The following is a 24,595-nucleotide window of genomic DNA, read 5'->3' on the forward strand; positions in this document are numbered from 1 at the left end:
CTAGAGGGTGACGCCCGCCAGGCGCAGGAAGGACACCGGGTCGATCGCGGAGCCGTAGTTCGGGGTGGTGCGGATCTCGAAGTGCAGGTGCGGGCCCGTGGAGTTCCCGGTGTTGCCGGACAGCCCGATCAGCTGGTCCTCGGAGACCGACTGGCCGACCTTCACCTGGATCTTCGACAGGTGGGCGTACTGCGAGTAGGTCTTGTCCGCGTGCTTGATCACGATGGCGTTGCCGTAGGCGGGGCCGTCACCGGCGCCGTTCGGGCCCGCCTTGACGACGACACCCGCGTGCACGGCGTGCACCTTGGTGCCGAGCGGCACCGCGAAGTCCTGGCCGGAGTGCTTGTGCGACCACAGGCTGCCGCCCTTGCCGAAGGTCGCGGACAGCGTGTAGGAGGTCACGGGAGCCTCCCAGCCGGTCGCCTTGCCCGCGGCGACGGCGGCCTGCGCGGTCGCCTGCGCCTCGATCAGGCCGGCGGTGTCCGTCAGGGTGGTCGGCGCCTCGTCGGCGAAGGCGGCGCCCGCGCCGCACACCATGGCCGCCCCGAGCCCGGCGGCGAGGACGGCGGTGCGGATGCGGCGGGTACCGGCGCTCTTCTTCGACATGGGACTGGACCTCCGGGGACGGGTGGAACAGGAGCTGGTGGGGCATGTGACGACCCGGCACGCTGAGCGGTGTGCCGGGCTGCGGGAACCTTGGTAACCCGCGCCCCGCGGACTTCCCAAACCTCCCGATTACTACCGCGCCTCGTAGCGGCCGGGAGGGGTCCCGGGCCTGTTGACCGGCTCCTTCCTGGGGCGGGGACCCCCTCCAAGGACCCCTCCGGTCTACGAATCGACGTAGTACGTCCGATTTGCCCTGTGCCGCTTGTCACCGGTTCAGGACCTCTGTCCGCGCATTCCGGGACCAATGGCGGGCAACCGGAGCTACGCTCTCGCCTCGTGGACGCATCGGTGGCGGGGATACGGCTGGCGTCGGGCGTGGTGACGCCGCTGCTGAAGAAGCTGTTCCGTACGGAGGGGGCCGGGGCGGGCCTGGTGGACCGGCCCGTACGCGTCTCGGCGTACGTCTCCCTCAAGGAGAAACGGGCGCTCGGCCCGGCGGACGTACTGAAGCTCGCCGAGCGGATCGTCGAGGAGGCGTTACGGGCCCCCGGCGAGCGCCCGCTGCCGCCCGGCGAGGAGACCGGGGTGGCCGCCGCACTGGCCGCGACCCTGGACGGGCTCGGCGAGGTGACCCTGACGGACCTGGAGGCGGTCCGGCTCGGCCCGGAAGCATTCGCCGCCGCGCTCCGCGCCCAGGCCCCCTACCTGGGGCTCTCCGCCGACGCCGAACTCTTCTACGAGCGCCTGCTGGGCGTCCTGTGCCTGCACATCGTCAACTTCTTCACCCAGCGCTCCACCTTCGTCGCCGCCACCCTGGTCGCCCAGTCCCGCGACCTTGGCGAGCTGATCGACAAGACCGACGAACTGCTCGCCCGGCTCCCCCGCCCCCGCCTGGCCGACGACGCCGACTTCGAGACCCGCTACCTCGCCCAGGTCGCCCGCAAGCACGGCACCCTGACCATCTACGGGATCGACCTCGCGCCCGGCACCACGAAATGGCCCCTGGACACCGCCTACATGAGCCTGGAGGTCAGCGGGCGCGGGAGCGGCGACGCGGGGCGCGGCCCGTACTTCTTCTGGGCCGACAGCACTCACGCACGCATCTTCACGGGCCCGACTCCGGGGAATCGCGGCCATCGGGTGCTGCTGCGCGGCGAGGCCGGATCCGGCAAGACCACCCTGATCCAATGGCTGACCGTCACCGCCGCCACCGGCCCCGCCGACGGCCCCCTGCACGGCCTGATCCCCTACGTCCTGCCCCTGCGCACCCTGACCCGGCACGGCGGGGCGCTGCCCGCGCCCCGGGGCTTCCTGGCCGCTGCCAACTCCCCACTGGCCGGGGAGCAGCCGCGGGGCTGGGAGAGGCGGGTGCTCGACGCCGGGCGCGCCCTGGTGCTGGTCGACGGGATCGACGAGATCCCAGAAGCGGAACGGGCCGGGGCCCGCGACTGGCTCACCGACCTCATCGACACCTACCCGGGCAACCGCTGGCTGGTGACCTCCCGGCCGTCCGCCGTCCGGGAGGACTGGCTGGCCGAAGCGGAATTCACGGAGCTGGCCCTGGCCCCGATGTCCCCGCAGAACGTCGCCGAGTTCGTCCGGCGCTGGCACACGGCCGCCGCGAGCGGGGATCCGGAGCACGCGGAGGCCGACGCCGCCCTGGAGGGCTACCGGGGGCAGCTCCTGGAGTCCGTACGCACCAAGCGCGACCTGGCGCGGCTGGCGACCAACCCGCTGCTGTGCGGGCTGATCTGCGCCCTGCACCGGGAGCGGCGCGGATTCCTGCCCTCCGGCCGCAAGGAGCTGTACACGGCCGCCCTGTCGATGCTGCTGCACCGGCGCGACCGGGAGCGGCAGCTGCGCCTGCCGGAACTGGGCGAGGAACCGCAGCTCCAACTGCTCCAGCGGCTCGCGTACTGGCTGATCCGCAACGGCCGCACCGAACTGGACCGGGACCGGGCCGAGGCCCTCATCGCGGACGCGCTGCCGTCCGTACCGGGGGTGGCGGAGGCCCTGGGGGACCCGAGGGCGGTGCTGCGGCACTTCCTGGAGCGCACGGGCCTGCTGCGGGCGCCCTCGGCGGACAGCGTGGAGTTCGTGCACCGCACCTTCCAGGACTTCCTGGGCGCGCGGGCCGCCCTGGACGAGGGCGGTCTCGGGGAACTGGCCGGCCACGCCGAGGACGACCAGTGGGAGGACGTGATCCGCATGGCCGTCGCCCAGGCCCGGCCCCGCGAGCGCGCGGAGATCATCCGGGGCCTTCTGGATGGCCGCCGCTCGGAGCGCGCGGTGCTGCTGGCCTTCGGCGCGCTGGATCACGCGGCCGAACTGGACCCGGAGCTGCGAGAGCGCGTCACGGCGGCCGCCACGGAGCTGATCCCGCCCCGGAGCGTGGACGCGGCCCGGGCTCTGGGCCAGGTCGGGCCCCTCGTGCTCGACCTGCTGCCGGGCCCGGAAGCGGCGCCGTACGACTCCGTGGCCCTTCACTCGGTGATCGCGGCCGGGGCCACCCGGTCCGACCCGGCGATCCCGTTCCTGGCCCGGTACGCCGGGCACCCCTCGCCCCGGATCCAGCGGGAGCTGACCACGCTGTGGCACAACTTCGAGCCGCGGGCCTACGCCCGGGAGGTGCTCCCCCGGCTCGACAGGAACTGGTCGCGCCCGTTGGTCAGCTCGGCGGTGGAGCTGGACGCGCTCGGCCGGTACGCGCCGACGCCGCACCTGCAGACGGTCGGCGACCTGACCGGGGAAGCCCTGGCGGCCTATCTGCGGCGCGTCCGGGTCGAAGAGCTGCGCGTCCACAGGAACGACCGGCTGACCGATCTCGACGTCCTGCGCGGCCACGAGTCGCTGCGCCGCCTGTACGTGTCCGGTTGCCCGCGCCTGCGCGATGTGGGCGGGCTCGCGGGCCTGCCCCTGAACGACCTCCACCTGGAGGTCCTCGAGGAGGCCACGGCAGGAGCCGTGCTGGAGGGCCTGCACGACCTGGACACATTGGCCCTGAGCGGGGTGTGCGACGACTGGTCCGTCGAGCGGATCTCGCCGCGGGCGACCCTGCGGATGCTCGACCTGCGCGGGCTGGCGGCCCCGCGGGGAGCAGCCAGGCTGATCGGGCTGGCGCGCCACCCGGGCCTGGTCACGCTGTGGCTGGGACCCGGCTGGGTCGGGCCCGGCACCTGGACGGAGATCGCCCACCTGCGGCGTCTGATCGATCTGGCCGTACCGCCGGGCGTGCTGGAGCTGGCGCCCGAGGACTTGCGCCTGCCCTCGGTGCGCCATGTGCGGATCACCGGCGGCGAGGGGCCGGTGAACACCGAGCTGCTCGCCCGCGTCTTCCCCGGCCTCCTCTGACGCCGCCCCCACGGGAAAAGGGGCGGGCCCGGAACCTTTCGGTCCCGGGCCCGCCCCTTCGTACCGCTCACTCAGCGAGAGCGCTTACGCACCCTTGCTCAGGTCCGGGCCGGAACCCGTGGCCTCGATCGGGGGAACGTCCGGCAGCGTGGACTTCTCCTCGCCGCGGAAGGTGAACTTGGCGGTTTCGCCCTCACCCTCCACGCCGACGACCACGATGTGACCGGCGCGCAGCTCACCGAAGAGGATCTTCTCCGAGAGCATGTCCTCGATCTCGCGCTGGATCGTGCGGCGCAGCGGACGCGCACCCATGATCGGGTCGTAGCCGCGCTTGGCGAGGAGCTGCTTCGCGTCACCGCTGAGCTCGATGCCCATGTCGCGGTCCTTGAGGCGCTCGTCGACCTTGGCGATCATCAGGTCGACGATCTGGATGATGTCTTCCTGCGTGAGCTGGTGGAAGACGACCGTGTCGTCGACACGGTTGAGGAACTCGGGCCGGAAGTGCTGCTTGAGCTCTTCGTTGACCTTCGCCTTCATCCGGTCGTATCCGGTCTTGGTGTCGCCCTGGGCCGCGAAGCCCAGGTTGAAGCCCTTCGAGATGTCCCGCGTACCCAGGTTGGTCGTCATGATGATGACCGTGTTCTTGAAGTCCACGACCCGGCCCTGGGAGTCGGTCAGGCGACCGTCCTCCAGGATCTGGAGAAGGGAATTGAAGATATCCGGGTGGGCCTTCTCGACCTCGTCGAAGAGGACGACGGAGAACGGCTTCCGGCGGACCTTCTCGGTCAGCTGGCCGCCCTCTTCGTAGCCCACGTAGCCGGGGGGCGAACCGAAGAGGCGGGAAACCGTGTGCTTCTCGCTGAACTCCGACATGTCGAGGGAGATCAGCGCGTCCTCGTCACCGAAGAGGAATTCGGCGAGCGTCTTGGACAGCTCGGTCTTACCGACACCGGACGGACCGGCGAAGATGAACGAGCCACCGGGACGCTTCGGGTCCTTCAGACCCGCACGGGTCCGTCGGATCGCCTGCGAAAGGGCCTTGATGGCGTCCTTCTGGCCGATGACGCGACGGTGGAGCTCGTCCTCCATGCGCAGGAGCCGCGAGGACTCCTCCTCGGTCAGCTTGAACACCGGAATGCCGGTCGCGGTCGCGAGGACTTCGGCGATCAGCTCGCCGTCGACCTCGGCCACGACGTCCATGTCGCCGGCCTTCCACTCCTTCTCGCGCTTGGCCTTCGCCGCCAGCAGCTGCTTCTCCGAATCACGGAGGGAAGCCGCCTTCTCGAAGTCCTGGGAGTCGATGGCCGACTCCTTGTCGCGACGGACGTTCGCGATCTTCTCGTCGAATTCGCGGAGGTCCGGCGGCGCGGTCATCCGGCGGATGCGCATCCGGGATCCGGCCTCGTCGATCAGGTCGATCGCCTTGTCCGGGAGGAAGCGGTCCGAGATGTACCGGTCGGCCAGGGTGGCCGCCTGCACGAGGGCCTCGTCCGTGATGGAGACGCGGTGGTGGGCCTCGTAGCGGTCGCGCAGGCCCTTGAGGATCTCGATCGTGTGGGGGAGGGAAGGCTCCGCCACCTGGATCGGCTGGAAACGGCGCTCCAGCGCCGCGTCCTTCTCAAGGTGCTTGCGGTACTCGTCCAGCGTGGTGGCACCGATGGTCTGCAGCTCACCACGGGCCAGCATGGGCTTCAGGATCGAAGCCGCGTCGATGGCGCCCTCGGCGGCACCCGCACCGACGAGCGTGTGCAGCTCGTCGATGAACAGGATGATGTCGCCGCGGGTGCGGATCTCCTTGAGGACCTTCTTCAGGCGCTCCTCGAAGTCACCGCGGTAGCGGGAACCGGCGACGAGCGCGCCGAGGTCCAGGGTGTAGAGGTGCTTGTCCTTGAGCGTCTCGGGCACCTCGCCCTTGACGATCGCCTGGGCCAGGCCCTCGACGACGGCGGTCTTGCCGACGCCGGGCTCGCCGATGAGGACCGGGTTGTTCTTGGTCCGGCGGGACAGCACCTGCATGACCCGCTCGATCTCCTTCTCGCGCCCGATGACCGGGTCGAGCTTGGATTCGCGGGCCGCCTGGGTGAGATTGCGGCCGAACTGGTCGAGGACCAGCGAGGTCGAGGGGCTGCCCTCGGCCGGGCCGCCGGCCGTGGCCGCTTCCTTGCCGCCCCCGGAGTAACCGGAGAGCAGCTGGATGACCTGCTGCCGGACCCTGTTCAGATCGGCGCCCAGCTTCACCAGGACCTGGGCGGCGACGCCCTCGCCCTCGCGGATCAGGCCGAGCAGGATGTGCTCGGTGCCGATGTAGTTGTGGCCGAGCTGGAGGGCCTCTCGGAGCGAAAGCTCCAGGACCTTCTTCGCCCGCGGGGTGAAGGGGATGTGTCCGGACGGGGCCTGCTGGCCCTGCCCGATGATCTCCTCGACCTGCTGACGAACAGCCTCGAGCGAAATCCCGAGGCTCTCCAGGGCCTTAGCGGCGACACCCTCACCCTCGTGGATCAAGCCCAGGAGGATGTGCTCAGTGCCGATGTAGTTGTGGTTGAGCATCCGGGCTTCTTCCTGAGCCAGGACGACAACCCGCCGCGCGCGGTCGGTGAACCTCTCGAACATCGTTTATCGCTCCTCAGAGCGGTCGGGCAGTTCGGGGTCGGTCCCCGCCCTGTCCTTCCGCATGCTAGTCCCGCGGGGCGGGACAGCTCATTCCAACTGCCGACATCCGTCCGCGGCTCACCCCACTCGGTGGGGAATCTCCGCCATACACAGCCGACAACTGCTCCAACCCGATGGTGCGAGACGATGTTCCCGCAGGCCAGGCAGATACCCGTCACAGGTGTACGCCGATGGCGAACGGAGACCGCTCAGATCGGGGTGTCACCCCTATCCCGCCCCGCTCCACTAGGGATGTCTTACCCGTTGGGACTGACACTCCATGCGTGGACCACCCACCGCCTCCGCTAAGGGCGAACAGACTTCCGTCACGAATTCGGGAGGTCGGACTTACGGATGTTTACGTTCCGCATTGATCCGCGTGCGGTGCGTGACGGCGGCCGTAACTCCAGGGCGTTTCGGGAGTTGCTCCGGGCATGACCCTCACCGTCCCGCTGCCCCGCGTCGCGCCCGAAGAGGCGCACGCCCTCTGGTACGAGCGGGTGCTCGGCTGGGCGGTCGCGGGCGGGCCGCCCGCACAGCTGGTCACCGGCACGCGTTTCGACGTACTGGAGATGCCCTCGGACGCCGGGGCGGAGCTGTTGCGCAGGCCCCTGGCCACGGGTCCGGTGGCTCTCATGGGGCGCAGGATGCGGTTCCTGGTGGCCGCGGGCAGCGCGGACGAGCTGGACGGTCTGCTCGACTGGCTGGAGTGGGGCGGGGTGGCCCTGGATCTGACCGCCCTGGGTGCGGGTGGCCGGATGACTGCTCCGGCTCCCCCCGGCGGTGCCGGGGAAAGTCCTCGGGGGGCCGCCGTGTGGCTGCGGCCCCCCGAGCTGGGGTGTGACGTACTGCTGCCGGCCCTGCCCGCTCCGGGGCAGGGCGCGAGGCCCGATCTCGTCCGCCTGGTCGGCGCGGCGGCGACGGAATGCCACCGTGCGCGCCTCAGGCGGCCTTACGGCTCCGGCGTGCCCCTGCGAGGCGCGCCGGATCAGCCCTTGGCGTTCTCGTAGGCCTCGCGGATCTCGGACGGGACGCGCCCGCGGTCGTTCACGCTGAGCCCCTTGGCCTTCGCCCAGGCGCGGATCTCGGCGGTGTCGGGGTTACCGGCCGTAGCGGCCGTACGGCCCTTGGCGCGCCCCGCCGCGGCGGCGCGGCCACCGGTGCGGCGCCCGCCCTTGAGGTAGGGCTCGAGCAGACCGCGGAGCTTTTCAGCGTTGGCGGTGGTGAGGTCGATCTCAAAGGTCTTGCCGTCCAGAGCGAACGTCACGGTCTCGTCCGCCTCGCCGCCGTCGAGGTCGTCGACAAGAAGGACCTGAACCTTCTGTGCCACCGGGATTTCCTTTCATCGAAAATGCAGTACGCGGAAAGGAAACCGCTTTTCCCTGGAAAACACAAACCCCCGGGTCGAGGTTCAGGGACTCAACAGCACGGGAAACGTGCGCGATTCGGACATAGGCCACAGGCGGGCGGAGGACCGTAAAAGCCGCTCCGATCGATCGGTTCGGATCGGTTCGTGGATCGGATCCGATCAGAGGTGCAGAAGCATCCGGCTGTTGCCCAAGGTGTTCGGCTTCACTCGTTCGAGACCCAGGAACTCTGCGACGCCCTCGTCATAGGAACGCAGCAGCTCGGTGTAGACATCCGTGTCCACCGGGGTCTCGCCGATCTCGACGAAGCCGTGCTTGGCGAAGAAGTCCACTTCGAAGGTCAGGCAGAAAACCCGGTGGACACCGAGTGCGCGGGCCGTGTGCAACAACTTGTCGAGCACCTGATGGCCGACACCGCCGCCCTTGAGATCACGGTCGACGGCGAGAGTGCGGACTTCCGCCAGGTCTTCCCACATGACGTGAAGAGCGCCGCAGCCCACTACGCGCCCGTCGGCTCCGCGTTCCGCGACCCAGAACTCCTGGATGTCCTCGTAAAGGGTCACGGGGGCTTTGTCGAGCAGGATCCGCTGCTGTACGTACTGGTCCAGCAGGCGGCGCAGTGCGGGAACGTCGCCGGTGCGGGCACGGCGGATCGTCACTGCTTTTGCATTTGCGGCGTCCTGGACCTGGTCCCGACGCGAATCGTCTTCCATGCCTTCCATGCCCGGACGCTATCGCCCCGGGTCGGAGGGCGGCTCATCGGTATCGGCGGCGTCGGCTTCCGCGGCGGGGGGCGGGTCGTCGCCCTGGACGATCTGGACGGCGGCCCGCAGGGCCTCGCGCTGTTCGGACGACATCATCCCGAAGAAGGCGACCAGGGCGGCGGCGGGATTGTCACTGGTGGACCAGGCCTCGTTCATCAGCGCGGCCGAGTAGGCGGCGCGGGTGGAGACCGCCGTGTACCGGTAGGCACGGCCTTCGGCCTCGCGGCGGACCCAGCCCTTCTGGTGGAGATTGTCCATGACGGTCATGACCGTCGTGTAAGCGATGGACCGTTCCTGCTGGAGGTCCTCCAGCACTTCCCGGACAGTGACCGGGCGGTTCCACTGCCACACCCGCGTCATGACGGCGTCTTCGAGATCTCCCAGGGGGCGAGGCACATCAGCACGATAGTGCGGGATGTCCGCAATTGCCTGGCGATCGGGCCGGGGCGCGCGACAAAATCGGCCGCGCGACAAAATTAGGCGTACGGCCTCGCGCCGTACGCCCGATTTCGTGGTGTCAGCCGGTGTCAGCTCTGCTGGCGGGCGGCGTCGGCCCGGGCGAGCACCGCGTCGATCGCGGCGTCTTCCTTGGCCTTGTTGGCGCCGCCCTGGCTCTTGACGATCGTCCGGACGAGCAGGATGAACAGCACGGCCATCACGAAGGGGGGCACGAGCGCGGAAACGTAGTCCATGCCCCCACCCTAGCTAGCTCACCGCACGCCGGGACGCCGGGGGCGGGACGGGGGCGCGGCGCGGCGGGAAGACCTCGCTGGGCTTGGGTACGGGGCGTTCCGCGCCGCCGGTCCCGTCGTGTTCGCCGGGGTGCTCCGGCGGGGACGGGCGGGCCGGGGGTTCTTCCTCCTTGCCCCCGGCCAGGGCGCGCAGCCGGGTCCGCGGGGCGGCCAGGCGGCGGCGTACGGACCGCTCGGCGACCCGGGAGGCGCGCTCCAGGAGGGCCGCGGCGGCCGGGTTGCCGCGCAGGGCGCGCAGGGCGGCCAGGTCGTCGGGCACCGGCTCGTACCCGGCGGCCAGGGCGTCCCGGAGCAGTTCCAGATAGCCGGGGAGGGAGCCGGGCAGCGCCTCCCGGTACCGGGAGAGGTCCGCGGCGAGGAAGTCTCTGAGTCTCCCCGCCTCCGAGACCGCCTCGTCCACGGACTGCGCCAGGCGCAGGCAGTCCTGGACGTCGGCGGCCGTCAGGGGGGCCGTGGAGGATTGGAGGGCGTGGGCGAGCGAGCGCCGGAGCACGTGCAGCTCGGCAGCACTGAACGCCATGCCGCCGCGGGGTCCGTAGGGCGTGGGCATGGGCCGAAGATACGCGCTAATCGGACAAAATTCCCCGAAATTCCTTTTCCGGCGCGGCGGAAGGCCCCTGACCGGCCCTCCGCGCGTCCGCTTACTTGCCAGAGTGGAAAGTGCACGCCATTCTGGAAAGCGTCCGGACGACTCCGAGCGGTCCGGCGGCGAGCACCAGGGGGAACCATGCGCGAATCGGCCGACGCCAGACGCCGGTTGGGCCGGGCCGCGGAGGTCGAGGCGGCTGCCCGCGAGGAGAGCGGCTGGTACGCGCGCTACCTGTGGATCTTCGCCGCCGGGCAGCTGGTGCTCGTCCCGATGACGGTGCTGTGGCAGGGCGTCACCTCGGCCGTGGTCTTCGGGCTGGCCAACGCGCTGCTGGTGACCGGGCTGAGCGTGTACGCCACCCATCAGAAGGTGGTGCGGCGCGGGTTCGGGCTGCGGCACGGGGTGATCATCGGGACCTGGGCGGTGCTCTTCACGCTGGCCGTGTCGCTGGGCGTGGCCGCCTTCGGCGCCACCCCCGGCTTCGCGGCGGTGGCCGCGGTGGCCTGCGCGCTGCCGCTCGCCACCGGCGCCGTGCTCGAACTGCGGAGGCCCTCTTGACCGGCAGTCATCCGCGGCACGAGCTGGCCCCGCTGCTCAACGCGCCCGTCCGGCTGTCGGTGGTGGCGGCGCTGGCGCCGGTGGACAAGGCCGAGTTCGCCTTCGTCCGCGATCTGGTCGAGGTCAGCGACTCGGTGCTCTCGAAGCAGGTCTCGGCGCTGGAGGAGGCGGGCTGGGTCGCGGTGGTCAAGGGGCGGGTGGCCCGCCGCCCGCGCACCTGGCTCTCCCTGACCGCGGAGGGCCGTACGGTCTACGCCCGCCACCTGGGCGCCCTGCGCGCGATCGCGGCGGGCTGAGGCCGGAAACGCCGCGCCGCCCCTGGACCGGTCCAGGGGCGGCCGAAGACGGCGGCGGACTACTCGAAGTTCGGCGCGTTGCGCTCGTAGACCAGGCGCAGGCCGATCAGGGTCAGCCAGGGCTCGTGCTCGTCGATCTCCGAGGAGTCGGCGAGGACCATCGGGGCCAGACCGCCCGTGGCGATGACGCGGACGTCGTCCGGGTCGCCGTTCGGGCCGACCAGCTCCTTCGCCATGCGGGTGACGACGCCGTCGACCTGGCCCGCGAAGCCGTAGACCACGCCGGACTGCATCGCCTCGACCGTGGACTTGCCGATGACGTTGCGCGGGCGGGCCAGCTCGATCTTGCGGAGCATCGCGCCGCGCACGCCGAGCGCGTCCATGGAGATCTCGATGCCCGGGGCGATCACCCCGCCCACGTACTCGCCCTTCACGGACACCGCGTCGAAGGTGGTCGCCGTGCCGAAGTCGACGACGATCGCCGGGCCGCCGTACAGCTCGACGGCCGCGCACGCGTTGATGATGCGGTCCGCGCCGACCTCCTTCGGGTTGTCCGTCAGGATCGGCACGCCCGTCTTGATGCCGGGCTCCACCAGGACGGCGGGGACGTCCCCGTAGTAGCGGCGGGTGACCTCGCGCAGCTCGTGCAGCACCGACGGGACCGTCGAGCAGATCGAGATGCCGTGGATGCCGTCGCCCAGCTCGTTGCCGAGCATCGGGTGCATGCCCATCAGGCCCTGCATCAGGACGGCCAGTTCGTCGGCGGTGCGCCGCGGGTCGGTGGAGACCCGCCAGTGCTCGACGATCTCGTCACCGTCGAAGAGCCCCAGGACCGTCTGGGAGTTCCCGACGTCGATGGTGAGGAGCATCTACCGCTCCTCGCGCAGGTCCAGGCCGATGTCCAGGATCGGCGAGGAGTGGGTGAGGCCACCGACGGCCAGGTAGTCCACGCCCGTCTCGGCGTACGCGCGGGCCGTCTCCAGGGTCAGGCGGCCCGAGGACTCCAGGACGGCGCGGCCCGCGACGGCGGTGACGGCGGCGGCGGTCGTCTCCGGCGTGAAGTTGTCCAGCAGGATCAGGTCCGCGCCCGCCTCCAGCGCCTCGGTGACCTGCTCCAGGGTGTCGACCTCGACCTCGATCGGGACCTCCGGGAAGGCCTCCCGTACGGCCTTGAAGGCCTGGGCGACGCCGCCCGCGGCCACCACGTGGTTGTCCTTGACCAGCGCGGCGTCCGAGAGGGACATCCGGTGGTTGACGCCGCCGCCGCAGCGGACCGCGTACTTCTCCAGCGAGCGCAGCCCCGGGGTGGTCTTGCGGGTGTCGCGGACCTTGGCGCCGGTGCCCTCCAGGACGTCCGCCCAGCGGCGGGTGGCCGTCGCGATGCCCGAGAGGCGGCAGAGCAGGTTGAGCGCGCTGCGCTCGCCGGTCAGCAGGTCCCGGGTGTGGGCGCGGACGGAGAGCAGCACCTGGCCGGCCTCGACCCGGTCGCCGTCCTCCGCGTGCCGCTCGACCTCGAACGATTCGGTGCAGACCACGGACAGGACGGCTTCGGCGATCCGCAGGCCCGCGACGACGCCCGCTTCGCGCGCCGTGAAGTCGGCGGTGGCGACGGCGTCCTCGGGGACGGTGGCGACGCTGGTGACGTCGACCCCGCCGTCGAGGTCCTCGGAGAGCGCCATGTGGGCGATGTCCTCGACCTCGATGGGGTCCAGGCCCGCGTCGGCGAGCAGCTCGGCGAGCGCCGGGTCCAGGCCCGACTCCTCGCCGCCGCCGCAGCCGCAGTCGTCGCCGCAGCCGCCCGCGCCGTCGGCATCCGCGTCGATCAGCGGGAGTTCGGTGTGTTCGTGGTCGGCGTGGTCGTGGTGCTGGGGGGTGCTCACGGTTGCTGCTCCATCGTTTCGGTGCCCAAAAGGTGGCGTACGGACGGGAAGTCCGCGGAGTCGGTGGCGGCCACGACCAGCGCGCGCTTCTCGGTGCGGGAGAGCCGTACGACGAGGTGGTGGCCCCAGGCCGCGTCGTCGCGGTCGGGGTGGTCCTCGCGCCAGTGGCAGCCGCGGGTCTCCTCGCGGCGCAGCGCGGCGGCGACCAGGACCCGGGCCACGCACAGGAGGTTGGTCGCCTCCCAGCTGTCGGTGCCGGGCTCGGCCGTCTTGCCGTGGGCGTCGAGGTCGTGCAGCGCCGCCGTGTAGAGGTCCTGCAGGGCGGTGGCCGCGCCGCGCAGGGAGTCGGCGGAGCGCAGCACGCCCGCGCCCCCGGTCATGATCCGCTGGATCTCCAGGCGGGCCTCGGCGGGCAGCAGGGGTCCGGTGGCGGGGACGGGGATGCCCGGGCCGTGGGAGGCGGGCCGGTGGGACGCTGCGTTCACGATGTACTCCGCGATCCGCTCGGCGAAGACCAGGCCCTCCAGCAGGGAGTTGGAGGCGAGCCGGTTCGCGCCGTGCACACCGGTGCAGGCGACCTCGCCGCAGGCGTACAGGCCGGGGACGGTGGTCCGCCCGTGCAGGTCGGTGCGCACCCCGCCGCTCGCGTAGTGCGCGGCGGGCGCGACCGGGACCGGTTCGGTCACCGGGTCGATGCCGTGGGAGCGGCAGGCGGCCAGGATGGTGGGGAAGCGCTGCTCCCACATGGCCGCGCCGAAGTGCCGGCCGTCCAGGTACATGTGGTCGACGCCCTGTTCCAGCATGCGGCGGGTGATGCCCTTGGCGACGATGTCGCGGGGGGCGAGTTCCGCCAGCTCGTGCTGGCCCACCATGAAGCGGACCCCGTCGGCGTCGACGAGGTGGGCGCCCTCGCCGCGCACGGCCTCGGACACCAGCGGCTGCTGGCCTTCGGCGCCGGCGCCGAGGAAGAGCACCGTCGGGTGGAACTGGACGAATTCGAGGTCGGAGACCTCGGCTCCGGCGCGCAGCGCGAGGGCCACGCCGTCGCCCGTGGACACCGGGGGGTTGGTGGTCGCGGAGAACACCTGGCCCATGCCGCCGGTCGCCAGGATCACGGCGGGCGCGTGGACGGCGCCGACGCCGTCGTGCTGGCCCTCGCCCATGACGTGCAGGGTGACCCCGGCCGTGCGGCCCTCGGCGTCGGTCAGCAGGTCCAGTACGAGCGCGTTCTCGACGGTTTCGATGCCCGCGGCCTGGACGGCCTCCACCAGGGCCCGGGAGATCTCGGCGCCGGTGGCGTCGCCGCCCGCGTGCGCGATCCGGCGCCGGTGGTGGCCGCCCTCGCGGGTCAGCTCGATCTCGCCGGTCTCGGCGGAGGTGTCGAAGACGGCGCCGGCCTCGATGAGCCTGCGCACCGCGCCGGGCCCGTCGGTGACCAGGAGGCGCACGGCGTCCTCGTCGCACAGGCCCGCGCCCGCCACGAGGGTGTCGTCCAGGTGCTGTTCGGGGGTGTCGCCGTCGCCGAGGGCGGCGGCGACGCCGCCCTGGGCCCAGCGCGTGGACCCGTCGTCGAGGCTCGCCTTGGTGACGACGACGGTACGGCGGCCCGCGGCCGCGCAGCGCAGCGCGGCCGTCAGGCCCGCGACGCCGGAGCCGACGACCACGACGTCCGCCTCGACGGACCAGCCGGGGGCGGGGGCGTGCAGCCGTATGCCGGTACCGCCCGCCGGGGTGGCCGCGCCACCACTGCCAGTGCTCACGAGTGTGCTCCGAACTCCAATGGAATGTTGTCGATCAGCCTGGTCGTGCCGATTTTCGCGGCGACGGCCAGTACGGCCGGCCCGGTGTGACCGGGGCCGACCTCGGTGAAGTCTGCGGGGTCCACCAGCGCCAGGTAGTCCAGGTGCAGGGGCGGTGTGTCACGTCCCGCCTCCTGAAGGACCTGGCGGGCGGCGGCCCGTACGGCGTCGGGCAGCCCGCCGCGCGCGGCGGCGACCGCGTGCGCGTCGGCGGAGGCGCGGGATTCGCCGAGCCGGGCCAGCGCCCCGGCGCGGCCGTCGCCCGCCGGGGTGGCCTCCGCCTCGGCGCGCTCGCGCAGCGCGGCCTGAGCGGCGAGCCGGTCGCGGCCCGCGGACAGGGCGCGGGACAGCGCGAGGGCGGTGCGGCGCTCGGGGCCGGAGAGGTAGCGGTTGCGGCTGGAGAGCGCGAGTCCGTCGTCCTCGCGGACGGTGGGTACGCCGACCACCTCGACCGGGAAGTTCAGGTCGGTCACCATGCGCCGGATCAGGGCGAGCTGCTGGGCGTCCTTCTGCCCGAAGAGCGCGGTGTCGGGGCGGGTGAGGTGGAGCAGTTTGGCGACGACGGTCAGCATGCCGTCGAAGTGGCCGGGGCGGGTGGCGCCCTCCAGCCGGGTGCCCATGGGGCCCGCGCTGATCCGCACCTGGGGTTCGCCGCCGGGGTAGACCTCGTCGGCGGCCGGGGCGAACACCGCGTCGGCGCCCGCGGCGGCGGCGAGTTCCAGGTCGGCGGCGAGGGTGCGGGGGTAGCGGTCGAGGTCCTCGTTCGCCCCGAACTGGAGCGGGTTGACGAAGACGGTGACGACGACCTGGCCCTCGGCTCCGGCGCGCTCGCGGGCGGTGCGGATCAAGGTGGCGTGGCCCTCGTGCAGGGCTCCCATGGTCATGACCACGACGCGCGGGGCGGCCTGGGCACGGGGCAGCTTGTGCAGCTCGTCGGCGGTGGACAGCAGGTCCGTCATCGGGGGTCCCCTCCCAGGTCGTCCGGCCGGTCGTCCGGGGCGGCGGGGCCGAGCGGCAGTTCGGCGTCCTGGCCGAGCACGCCGAGCAGGTCCTCGGCCAGTTCCGGCTTGAGCAGGCCGTGGGCGAGGGCCCGGTCGGCGGTGGTGCGGGCCATCGCGAGGTAGCCCGCGACGGTGCCCGGGGCGTGCTTGCGCAGCTCTGCGACGTGCGCGGCGACCGTACCGGCGTCACCGCGGGCGACCGGGCCGGTCAGTGCCGCGTCGCCGGAGCGCAGGGCGTTGTCGAGGGCGGCGCCGAGCAGCGGGCCTAGCATCCGGTCGGGGTGCTCGACCCCGGCGGTGCGCAGCAGTTCCATGGCCTGGGCCACCAGGGTGACCAGGTGGTTCGCGCCGAGGGCGAGGGCCGCGTGGTAGAGCGGACGGGATTCCTCCGCGATCCACTCGGGCTCGCCGCCCATCTCGATGACCAGGGCCTCGGCGGCCAGGCGCAGCTCGTCGGGCGCGGTCACCCCGAAGGAGCAGCCCGCAAGCCGGTGGACGTCGACCATGGTCCCGGTGAAGGTCATCGCGGGGTGCAGGGCGAGCGGCAGGGCCCCGGCGCGCCGCGCGGGGTCCAGTACGGCCGTCCCGTAGCGCCCGGAGGTGTGCACGAGCAGCTGTCCGGGGCGGATCGCGCCGGTCTCGGCGAGGCCCTCGACGAGCGCGGGCAGCGTGTCGTCGGGAACCGTCAGCAGGACCAGATCGGCCCGGGCGAGGACCTCGCCGGGCGGTACGAGCGGCACGTCGGGCAGCAGTTCCGCCGCGCGCCGCCGGGAGGCGTCGGAGACGCCGGAGACCGCCACGGGCCGGTGCCCGGCCTGCTGGAGCGCACGGGCCAGGGCGGGTCCGACACGGCCCGCGCCGACGACGCCGACGGTGAGCCGGGCGGGGCGGGCGGACGGATCCCGGAACTCCGTCTGATGGGGTGTGTTCACGCGGGGCGAGCCTTCTTCCGTTCCAGTCCGCGGGGGGTACCGGACGATACGCCGCCATCGTAGGCCCTGCCGCCGCAGGCCGTCCGGCCCGTCCGCCGCCTCGGCGCCCGCCGTGGACCGCCGCAAACGGCTGTGGACGGTCGGGACGGATCGTGCAGGATCGGACCATGGCATACGACACGGACGAAGACGCGGCGCAGCAGAAGAGGCGGCAGGACGCCTTCCGGGGCGCGGAGCGCAGGCTCTCCCGCGGCGGGGACGCGACCGTCGCCGAGCAGCTGGCTCAGCTCGCCGCGCTGCCCGCGCTGCTGGGCCGGGACCCGGACGAGGGGCCCGACACCTACGGCAACGGGGTGGTCGCGGAGCTGGAGCGGCGGGTCGCGGCGCTGCTGGGCCTGGAGGACGCGGCGTACTTCCCGTCCGGGACCATGGCCCAGCAGGTCGCGCTGCGCTGCTGGGCGGCCCGTACCGGCAGCCCGGTGGTGGCCCTGCACCCGCGCAGCCATCCCGAGGTGCACGAGGACGATGCGCTGCCCGTCGTATCGGGGCTGCGCACGGTGTACCCGACGACCGAGGCCCGCCAGCCGACGGCCGCGGAGGTACGGGAGCACCCGGAGCCCTTCGGCACGCTGATGGTGGAGCTGCCGCTGCGCGATCCCGGGTTCCTGCTGCCCACCTGGGAGGAGCTGGAGGAGCTGGTCGCGGCGGGCCGGGAGCGGGACGCGGTCATCCACTTCGACGGGGCGCGGCTGTGGGAGACCACCGTCCACTTCGGGAAGACGCTGCCGGAGATCGCGGCCCTCGCCGACACCGTGTACGTCTCCTTCTACAAGTCGCTCGGCGGGCTGAGCGGGGCGGTGCTGGCCGGACCGCGCACGCTGATCGAGGAGGCGCGCGTCTGGCGCCACCGGTACGGCGGCCAGGTCTTCCGCCAGTTCCCGCAGGCGCTGAGCGCGCTGGCCGGGCTGGAGCGGGAGCTGCCGCGGCTGCCGTCGTACGTGGACCACGCGAAGGTGGTCGCGGGGGCGCTGCGGGAGGGGCTGGAGGCCTCGGGGCTCCCGTGGTTCCGGATCGTGCCGGAGGTGCCGGTGACCCACCAGTTCCACGTGTGGGCGGCGTACGACGCGGACGCGCTGACGGAGGCGTCGGTGCGGCAGGCGGAGGAGACCGGGACCCAGCTGTTCGGCCGCTGGTGGGAGCAGGACGCGCCCGGGCTGGCGATGGCGGAGCTGACGGTCGCCCACGAGGGGCTGTCGTGGACGGAGCAGGACGTGCGGGACGCGGTCCGCGGCTTCGTGGAGCGGATCGAGGGATTGGGCAAGGCGTAGGCGGTCGGGGGGCCGACGGTGCGGGACGTCGGGGGCAACGGCGTGGGCCGTCGCCCCGGCCGCCCGCGCTCAGCAGGCCGTCCGGTGCGGGCGGCGGCGCGGCAGCCGGTCCAGCGCCCGGCGCAGGGCCGCGCGCCACGGGTGGCGCGCGGACCGGCCGTCGAGTACGGCCTGGAAGCGCTCGTAGGTGAGGGCGGCGCGCAGCTCGGCGAGGTCGTGACGGCCCGGCTCGGGCGGCATCGGGGTCCCGTGCTGAGTGGCCCGGTAGCTGTCGATGAGGTACTGCTCGATGGCGGTCATGTCCCCACTCTCACTCCGTCGGCGGTATCCCGCCCGTCGATTGACGCGTGCCGTCAATCGGCCCACCGCCGGAGTGTCCGCGGCGGCCGTTCCGGCCGCTGACCGGCCAGAATGGGCGCATGAGCGTCACCATCGACATCGCCGGCCTGCCCACCGGGCGCATCTCCTTCGCGCCCTCGCCGCTGGCCGAGCTGTGCATGGCGCTGCACGCGCTCTCGCAGCCCGCCCACCACCCGGGGCTGCACTCCTGGACCACCGCCACCGCCGCCGCCCTGGACCCGTGCCTGGCCGACCGGCTGCTGGAGGGCGAGGTCATGTGGCGCAGTTCGTTCGCGGACATCTTCATGGCCTTCGCCGGGGTGCCCGGCGGGACCGGGCGGCCCGCCGGGACGCTCGCCGAGGAGCTGGACGTGCTCGATTCGATGGACGACGAACGGTTCGTGCTCGCCGCCCTCGAATACTGCTGGCTGTCGCTCTACAACGACGGCACCGCGGCGTCCCCGCTGACCGACCCGGCGGCCCGGACGAAGGCCCTGGAGGCGGCCGCCGCGCGCGGCCCGCACCAGCTGGACTTCTCGCAGCGGCTGCTGGCGGACCCGGCGGGGGTCCGGGTGTGGCTGCGGCGGCTGCTGGAGGACTGCGACGAGGCGTTCTTCGCGGACACCTGGCGGCGGATCGAGCCGCGGCAGAACGCGGACGCCCGGCACAAGGCGGAGGTGCTGCGCCGCAAGGGCCTGCCCGCCGCGCTCAAGGAGGTGTCGGCGGCGCTGAGCCTGGACCCGGCCGGGACCACGATCACCGTGGACAAGATGGTCCACGGCACGGCGACGGCGACCGACCCGCGGGCCGGGTCCGGTCTGGTCTTCGTCCCGACGAACTTCGGCTGGCCGCACCTGCTGGTGGTGCACGCGCCGGGCTGGCTCCCGGTGGTGCATTATCCGATCGGTTCGCCGGAGCTGATTTCCTCCCCCGGTTCGGTGGAACTGCTCCAGCGGCGGATGGAGGCACTGGCCCATCCGATGCGGATGCGGCTGTGCCGGAGTCTGGCGCGGGCGTCCTATACGACGAGCGAACTGGCCACCGTGTACGGGATATCGGCGCCCGAGGTGTCGCGCCACCTGTCCGTGCTGAAGAAGGCCGGACTTCTGCGGACGCGGCGCCAAGGGCGGTACGTACAGCACGAGTTGGATCTGGCCACGGTGGCCCGTATCGGCACGGATTTCATCGAGGGAATCCTGCGGTAGCCCCTGGTCGGAGGCGGTGTCCGGGCCTGGCCGGAATTCGTCGGCCGGGTGCGTATCGACGTACCGATATACGGAATTCATAAACCGGAATCGGCGATAACTCTGGTCAGAACGGCTCTTTGCTGCCTAACGTGCGTCACATCGGCCACACAGCTCCTTCACAGTTTCAGCCGTGGCTTCTGCTGCCTTGTTGTTGTCTGACGATCCGTCTGCCCCGCTTGTCGTGAAAGGACTTCTGCATGCCCTCACGCCGTATAGCCGCAGCCACCGCCGCCCTGGCGGCCGCAGCACTCGCCTCGCCCCTGCTGCTCGCGGGACCGGCCGGAGCCAGCTCCCCGGCCAGTGACGCCGCGCGGGGTGACGCGCTGGCCAGGAAGCTGGTCGCCGAGGCGACGGGGAAGGGGGCCTACAACCACCTCAAGGTGCTGCAGTCCATCGCGGACTACAACAACGGCACCCGGGTGGCCGGTTCGAAGGGCCACGAGCAGTCGGCCACCTACATCAGCCAGGTCCTCAAGGCGGCCGGCTACACGGTCACGAAGAACGAGTTCAGCTTCGTGTACACCGAGGCGATCGCCCAGACCCTGAAGGTGAACGGCGCCGCGCCCCACGACGTCCCGATCCACCTGATGACCTACACCGCCAGCGGCCCCGCCGCCGGGGTGACCGCCCGGCTGGCCGCCGCCCCCGTCGACGCGGACGGCAGCAACGGCTGCGAGCCCGGCGACTTCGCCGCGGGCGCCTTCACCGGCAGGATCGCGCTGGTCAAGCGCGGCGGCTGCACCTTCGCCGTCAAGCAGACCAACGCGGCCGCGGCCGGCGCGGTCGGCGCCATCATCTACAACAACACCGAGGGCGGTCTGAACGGCACCCTCGGCGACCCGGCCGTCGGCAAGGTCCCCACCGGCGGCATCAGCCAGGCCGACGGCGAGAAGCTCGTCGCCGACCTGGCGACCGCTCCGGTCGAGGTCACCCTGGACCTGCGGGAACTGCGCGAGAACCGCAAGACGTACAACGTCGTCGCGGAGACCAAGGGCGGCGACGCGGACAACACCGTCTTCCTCGGCGCGCACCTCGACTCGGTCGCGGCGGGCCCCGGCATCAACGACAACGGCTCCGGCTCGGCCGGCATCCTCCAGGTCGCGCAGCGGCTCGCGAGCAGCCAGTCGAAGGTCAAGAACAAGGTGAAGTTCGCCTGGTGGTCGGCGGAGGAGTACGGCCTCCTCGGCTCGGAGGCGTACGTCGCCTCGCTGACCCCCGCACAGCAGAAGCAGATCAAGCTCTACCTGAACTTCGACATGATCGCCTCGCCGAACTCCGCGTACTTCGTCTACGACGGCGACGACTCGGACGCCACCGGCGCGGGCCCCGGCCCCGCGGGCTCGGCGCAGCTGGAGAAGGGCATCACCGACTTCCTCGACTCCAACAAAATCCCGCACGAGGGCACGGACTTCTCCGGCCGCTCGGACTACGGCCCGTTCATCGCAGTCGGCATCCCCTCGGGCGGTACGTTCACCGGCGCCGAGGGCATCAAGACGCCGGAGCAGGCAGCCAGGTTCGGCGGAACGGCCGGGGTCGCCTACGACGTGAACTACCACGCCAAGGGTGACGACATCACCAACATCGACCAGAAGGCGCTCGACATCAATGTCGACGTCATCGCGAACGCGGTCGGCCACTACGCCTACGACCTGGCGCCCCTGACCCAGCCGGTCACCTCCCACCCGACGGGTGGTTCCGGCAGCGGAGGCGGCCTCCACGCGGGCCACGACGGCGTGCCGGAGTAACACCCCCCGGGGCTCCGCCCCGGACCCCGCGCCTCAAACGCCGGCGAGGCTTGAATGGGCCTTTCAGCCCGTCCGGCGTTTGAGGACCGGGTCCGGGCAGAGCCCGGTTTCGGGAAGGGGCGGGTCGGGGAACAGCCCGCGCAGCGCACAGGCCGCCAGCCCCACCGGCTGCACCAGCCACCCGAAGTCCCCCAGCCCCCCGCGAGCGGTAAGCTCCGCCGCCTCCCCCGCCACCGCGAGCCCCCGCACATAGGCCCCCGGATCCGTCGACGCGAGGGACAGCGGCGGCCGGGCCCCCGAAACCCCCAGCACCCCCAGCGCCGCCCGCTGGCTCAGCAGCACCGCCCCCACCCCCGCCCCCGCACACGCATCGAGCGCGACATGCGCGGTGACATCGCCCCCGCCGTCCGGAACCGGCGCCACCTCCCGCCCCGCCCGGAACCCGGTCAGCGTGCCGTACGGCGGCCGCGCCGACCGCTCGTGCGCGTAGTCCACCGCCACCGCCAGCCCCCGCGAGAGGCTCGCCACCGCCCTCCCCCACGCCTCGTCGCGCGCCCGCCCGATCTCGGCCCGGCCGCCGCCCGGAATCCCGGGCCCGGCGGGCCACCACCGCTCCAGCCAGTCCCGGTCGGCCGGCTCCAGCGGCCCGCCGGGTGACTCCGTACCGTCGCGGGAGACGAGCACGTACCGCCCGCCCTCGGCCACGTCCAGCGGCACGTTGTCGAGCCATTCGTTCGCGAACAGCAGCCCCACCGCCCCCTCGGGCGGCTCGGCCACCCACCGGATCCGCGGATCGAGGCCTGCGGGCTCCGCGGCCCGCTCCACCGCGTACGCCCGCACCCGCGCCGCCACCTCCGCCGGCAGCTCCCGCAGCACCCCCGTCAGCAGCTCGCCGCGCCCGGCGCCCATGTCGACCAGGTCCAGCTCCGCCGGGCGGCCCAGCTCCTCGTCCACCCACAGCAGCAGCCGGGCCACGGCGCCCGCGTACAGCGGCGAGGCGTGCACGGAGGTGCGGAAGTGCCCGGCGGGACCGGGCCCACCGGGACGGACGTAGAACCCGTCCGGCCCGTACAGCGCGGCCTCCATGGCCACCCGCCACCGCACCGGCCACATGCCTTCACCCTGAGTGCTCACGACGGAAAGGCTACGGAAAGGTCCAGGTCTCCTCCACCTTCGGGAGTACACCTCCCGCGCACGGATCGCACCTGTGGTTGACTCCAGCACCTATCCACTGTCCCTACTCTGGGTTACGTGCAGCGCCTCTACGATTTCCTCCGCAGACACCCGACGGGCGTCGACAGCTTCTGGGCTGTCCTCCTCTTCGGGATGGCCATGCTGCAGGTATCCGGGAGTTACCACTCGACCCGCGAGCGGCTGATCGCCGTACCGACCGTCTTCGCGCTGACTGCGGTCGTGGCCCTGCGCCGCAAGTGGCCCCGGCCCATGCTGTGGCTCAGCGTCGGCACGGGCGTCTACCAGCTGGCCACCGGCTCCCAGCCGAATCTGGCGAACCTCGCCATGCTGGTCATCCTGTACACGATCGCGGCCGCGGAAGTACCCCGCTGGACCTCCTGGACCGCGCTCGCCCTCGGCCTGCTCGCCGCCCCCGTCACCGCGCTGCGCTGGGGCGTCGACAAGAACGACGTCTACGCCGACATCTTCTTCGTCCTCACCCTGATCGTGCCCTTCGCCCTGGCCTGGGTGCTCGGCGACTCCCTGCGCACCCGGCGGGCGTACTACGCCCAGCTCATCGAGCGGAACCAGCGCCTGGAGGGCGAACGCGCCGCCCAGGCCAAGATCGCGGTCGCCGCCGAGCGCGCCCGGATCGCCCGCGAGCTGCACGACGTCGTCGCGCACAACGTCTCGGTGATGGTCGTCCAGGCCGACGGCGCCGCCTACGTCATGGACGCGGCCCCCGAACAGGCCAAGGAAGCCCTCCAGACGATCTCCGGCACCGGCCGCCAGGCGCTCGCCGAGATGCGCCGCCTGCTCGGCGTACTGCGCACCGGCGAACCGCAGGAGTCCGAGGACTATGTGCCGCAGCCCGACGTCGAACAGATCGAGGTGCTGGTCGAGCAGGTCCGTACGGCCGGACTCACCGTCGACTTCAAGGTCGAGGGAAGCCCCCGCCCGCTGCCGACCGGCGTCGAGCTGACGGCGTACCGGATCGTCCAGGAAGCCCTCACCAACACCCGCAAGCACGGCGGACCCGACGCCAGCGCGAGCGTCCGGCTGGTCTACTTCGACGACGGGCTCGGCCTGCTCGTCGAGGACACCGGGCGCGGCGCGGCCCACGAACTGTACGAGGACGGCGGCGCGGACGGCGCCGGGCACGGCCTGATCGGCATGCGAGAGCGGGTCGGTATGGTCGGCGGAACCCTGGACGCGGGGCCGCGCCCCGGCGGCGGCTTCCGGATCAGCGCGCTGCTCCCGTTGAAGAAGTGACCCCGAAGACGATGATGCCGACGAAGACGATGACGATGAGGACGAGGTAACGCATGTCCATCCGAGTGATGCTCGTCGACGACCAGGTGCTGCTGCGCACCGGCTTCCGGATGGTGCTCGCCGCCCAGCCGGACATGGAGGTGGTCGCCGAGGCCGGCAACGGGCTGGAGGCGCTGGAGGTGCTGCGGGCCACCAAGGTCGACGTGGTGCTGATGGACGTCCGGATGCCGAAGCTCGACGGGGTCGAGGCGACCCGGCGGATCTGCGAGCCGGAAGAACACCCCAAGGTGATCATCCTGACCACCTTCGACCTCGACGAATACGCCTTCTCGGGCCTGAAGGCGGGTGCGAGCGGCTTCATGCTGAAGGACGTGCCGCCCGGGGAGCTGCTGGCCGCGATCCGCTCGGTGCACTCCGGTGACGCGGTGGTCGCCCCGTCGACCACGCGGCGGCTGCTGGACCGGTTCGCGCCGATGCTGCCGACGACCTCGGCCGAGCCGCAGAACAAGGAGGTCGAGCGGCTGACGGAGCGCGAGCGGGAGGTCATGCTGCTGGTCGCGCAGGGCCTGTCGAACGGCGAGATCGCGGCCCGCCTGGTCCTGTCGGAGGCCACCGTGAAAACCCACGTGGGCCGCATCCTCACCAAACTCAACCTCCGCGACCGCGTCCAGGTCGTCGTCCTGGCCTACGAAACCGGCCTCGTCCGCGCCGGCGGCGGCCCCACGTCCTAACCCCCGGCCCCTGTGCGCTGGGGTCCACCCTCCCCTGTGCGCTGGGGTCCACCCCCGCCTGCGGCCCGCCGTCCCCTCCGGGGGCGCCTCAAACGCCGGCGAGGCTGGGTTTGTCCCCGCAGCCCGGCCAAATCCAGCCCGCCGGCGCCAGGCCAGCCCCTCCCAGCCCCGCCGGCGTTTGAGGCGCCGCCGGAGGCACCACCCGCCGGAGGCCGG

Annotated in this window: 23 protein-coding genes; 9 read left to right on the forward strand and 14 right to left on the reverse strand. The window is 72.1% G+C overall.

Annotated elements, in window-relative coordinates; all coding sequences use genetic code 11:
• The gene (locus OHS33_RS16305; RefSeq protein WP_330331132.1) at positions 1–606 is read right to left on the reverse strand and encodes a M23 family metallopeptidase; all 606 of its coding nucleotides are present in this window, start codon (positions 604–606) and stop codon (positions 1–3) included.
• A gap of 336 nt (positions 607–942) precedes the next feature.
• Here OHS33_RS16305 and OHS33_RS16310 point away from each other — a divergent pair, with 336 nt between their 5' ends.
• On the forward strand, positions 943–3,957 hold the full coding sequence (locus OHS33_RS16310) for an NACHT domain-containing protein (RefSeq protein ID WP_330331133.1): 3,015 nt from the start codon (positions 943–945) through the stop codon (positions 3,955–3,957).
• An 84-nt stretch (positions 3,958–4,041) separates the two neighbouring features.
• Here OHS33_RS16310 and OHS33_RS16315 read toward each other — a convergent pair whose 3' ends face one another.
• Positions 4,042–6,567, reverse strand: coding sequence for an ATP-dependent Clp protease ATP-binding subunit (locus OHS33_RS16315; protein ID WP_330331134.1), 2,526 nt, complete (start codon positions 6,565–6,567; stop codon positions 4,042–4,044).
• Positions 6,568–7,040: 473 nt separating this feature from the next.
• Here OHS33_RS16315 and OHS33_RS16320 point away from each other — a divergent pair, with 473 nt between their 5' ends.
• Positions 7,041–7,616, forward strand: coding sequence for an SCO3374 family protein (locus tag OHS33_RS16320; RefSeq protein WP_330331135.1), 576 nt, complete (start codon positions 7,041–7,043; stop codon positions 7,614–7,616).
• Here OHS33_RS16320 and OHS33_RS16325 read toward each other — a convergent pair.
• The 5 genes from OHS33_RS16325 to OHS33_RS16345 form a co-directional block, all read right to left on the reverse strand.
• Positions 7,595–7,936 carry a histone-like nucleoid-structuring protein Lsr2 gene (locus OHS33_RS16325; RefSeq protein WP_330331136.1) on the reverse strand — a complete coding sequence of 114 codons (342 nt, stop codon included), beginning with the start codon at positions 7,934–7,936 and terminating at the stop codon, positions 7,595–7,597. The two genes, OHS33_RS16320 and OHS33_RS16325, sit on opposite strands and share 22 nt — an antisense overlap.
• Positions 7,937–8,134: 198 nt before the next feature.
• Complete coding sequence (locus OHS33_RS16330) at positions 8,135–8,686, reverse strand: amino-acid N-acetyltransferase (protein WP_330335073.1); 552 nt, start codon at positions 8,684–8,686, stop codon at positions 8,135–8,137.
• Between the two features lie 18 nt (positions 8,687–8,704).
• A complete protein-coding gene (locus OHS33_RS16335) occupies positions 8,705–9,133 on the reverse strand; it encodes a BlaI/MecI/CopY family transcriptional regulator (RefSeq protein ID WP_330331137.1) in 429 nt (142 codons plus the stop codon).
• A 131-nt stretch (positions 9,134–9,264) separates the two neighbouring features.
• Positions 9,265–9,429: a hypothetical protein gene (locus OHS33_RS16340; RefSeq protein ID WP_330331138.1), complete on the reverse strand. Its 165-nt coding sequence runs from the start codon at positions 9,427–9,429 to the stop codon at positions 9,265–9,267.
• Between the two features lie 13 nt (positions 9,430–9,442).
• Positions 9,443–10,009, reverse strand: a complete 567-nt coding sequence (locus tag OHS33_RS16345; protein WP_330335074.1) for a hypothetical protein — start codon at positions 10,007–10,009, stop codon at positions 9,443–9,445.
• 207 nt (positions 10,010–10,216) lie between these two features.
• On the opposite strand from OHS33_RS16345, the gene OHS33_RS16350 reads away from it, so the two are divergent.
• Both OHS33_RS16350 and OHS33_RS16355 read left to right on the forward strand, forming a co-directional pair.
• The gene (locus OHS33_RS16350) at positions 10,217–10,636 is read left to right on the forward strand and encodes a hypothetical protein (protein ID WP_330331139.1); all 420 of its coding nucleotides are present in this window, start codon (positions 10,217–10,219) and stop codon (positions 10,634–10,636) included.
• On the forward strand, positions 10,633–10,932 hold the full coding sequence (locus tag OHS33_RS16355; protein ID WP_330331140.1) for a winged helix-turn-helix domain-containing protein: 300 nt from the start codon (positions 10,633–10,635) through the stop codon (positions 10,930–10,932). The genes OHS33_RS16350 and OHS33_RS16355 overlap by 4 nt, the downstream gene beginning before the upstream one ends.
• Before the next feature lie 59 nt (positions 10,933–10,991).
• Here the strand turns inward: OHS33_RS16355 and OHS33_RS16360 are convergent, their stop codons facing one another.
• Genes OHS33_RS16360 through OHS33_RS16380 form a run of 5 tightly spaced genes read right to left on the reverse strand, consistent with a single transcriptional unit; the run spans position 10,992 to position 16,544 of the window.
• Positions 10,992–11,801, reverse strand: coding sequence for a type III pantothenate kinase (locus tag OHS33_RS16360; RefSeq protein ID WP_330331141.1), 810 nt, complete (start codon positions 11,799–11,801; stop codon positions 10,992–10,994).
• Positions 11,802–12,812, reverse strand: a complete 1,011-nt coding sequence (nadC, locus tag OHS33_RS16365) for a carboxylating nicotinate-nucleotide diphosphorylase (RefSeq protein ID WP_443065309.1) — start codon at positions 12,810–12,812, stop codon at positions 11,802–11,804. It lies immediately after the preceding gene.
• Positions 12,809–14,572, reverse strand: coding sequence for an L-aspartate oxidase (locus tag OHS33_RS16370; RefSeq protein ID WP_330331142.1), 1,764 nt, complete (start codon positions 14,570–14,572; stop codon positions 12,809–12,811). The genes nadC and OHS33_RS16370 overlap by 4 nt, the downstream gene beginning before the upstream one ends.
• A complete protein-coding gene (gene panC / locus OHS33_RS16375; protein ID WP_330331143.1) occupies positions 14,569–15,570 on the reverse strand; it encodes a pantoate--beta-alanine ligase in 1,002 nt (333 codons plus the stop codon). The genes OHS33_RS16370 and panC overlap by 4 nt, the downstream gene beginning before the upstream one ends.
• A complete protein-coding gene (locus tag OHS33_RS16380; protein WP_330331144.1) occupies positions 15,567–16,544 on the reverse strand; it encodes a Rossmann-like and DUF2520 domain-containing protein in 978 nt (325 codons plus the stop codon). The genes panC and OHS33_RS16380 overlap by 4 nt, the downstream gene beginning before the upstream one ends.
• Positions 16,545–16,711: 167 nt before the next feature.
• Between OHS33_RS16380 and OHS33_RS16385 the strand changes: the two genes are divergently transcribed.
• Positions 16,712–17,872, forward strand: a complete 1,161-nt coding sequence (locus OHS33_RS16385) for a threonine aldolase family protein (protein WP_330331145.1) — start codon at positions 16,712–16,714, stop codon at positions 17,870–17,872.
• A 69-nt stretch (positions 17,873–17,941) separates the two neighbouring features.
• On the opposite strand, the gene OHS33_RS16390 is transcribed toward OHS33_RS16385, so the two are convergent.
• Positions 17,942–18,172 carry a hypothetical protein gene (locus OHS33_RS16390; RefSeq protein WP_330331146.1) on the reverse strand — a complete coding sequence of 77 codons (231 nt, stop codon included), beginning with the start codon at positions 18,170–18,172 and terminating at the stop codon, positions 17,942–17,944.
• A gap of 119 nt (positions 18,173–18,291) precedes the next feature.
• Between OHS33_RS16390 and OHS33_RS16395 the strand changes: the two genes are divergently transcribed.
• Together OHS33_RS16395 and OHS33_RS16400 are read left to right on the forward strand one after the other, a co-directional pair.
• Positions 18,292–19,416 carry a DUF5937 family protein gene (locus OHS33_RS16395; RefSeq protein WP_330331147.1) on the forward strand — a complete coding sequence of 375 codons (1,125 nt, stop codon included), beginning with the start codon at positions 18,292–18,294 and terminating at the stop codon, positions 19,414–19,416.
• A gap of 239 nt (positions 19,417–19,655) precedes the next feature.
• Positions 19,656–21,203, forward strand: a complete 1,548-nt coding sequence (locus OHS33_RS16400; protein ID WP_330331148.1) for a M28 family metallopeptidase — start codon at positions 19,656–19,658, stop codon at positions 21,201–21,203.
• A gap of 63 nt (positions 21,204–21,266) precedes the next feature.
• Here OHS33_RS16400 and OHS33_RS16405 read toward each other — a convergent pair whose 3' ends face one another.
• Positions 21,267–22,316, reverse strand: coding sequence for an SAM-dependent methyltransferase (locus OHS33_RS16405; RefSeq protein ID WP_330335076.1), 1,050 nt, complete (start codon positions 22,314–22,316; stop codon positions 21,267–21,269).
• A 138-nt stretch (positions 22,317–22,454) separates the two neighbouring features.
• Here OHS33_RS16405 and OHS33_RS16410 point away from each other — a divergent pair, with 138 nt between their 5' ends.
• Together OHS33_RS16410 and OHS33_RS16415 are read left to right on the forward strand one after the other, a co-directional pair.
• Positions 22,455–23,648: a sensor histidine kinase gene (locus OHS33_RS16410; protein ID WP_330331149.1), complete on the forward strand. Its 1,194-nt coding sequence runs from the start codon at positions 22,455–22,457 to the stop codon at positions 23,646–23,648.
• Between the two features lie 53 nt (positions 23,649–23,701).
• On the forward strand, positions 23,702–24,379 hold the full coding sequence (locus OHS33_RS16415) for a response regulator transcription factor (protein ID WP_330331150.1): 678 nt from the start codon (positions 23,702–23,704) through the stop codon (positions 24,377–24,379).
• The last annotated feature ends 216 nt before the right edge of the window (positions 24,380–24,595 follow it).

This window comes from Streptomyces sp. NBC_00536 (assembly GCF_036346295.1).
Lineage (GTDB): Bacteria > Actinomycetota > Actinomycetes > Streptomycetales > Streptomycetaceae > Streptomyces.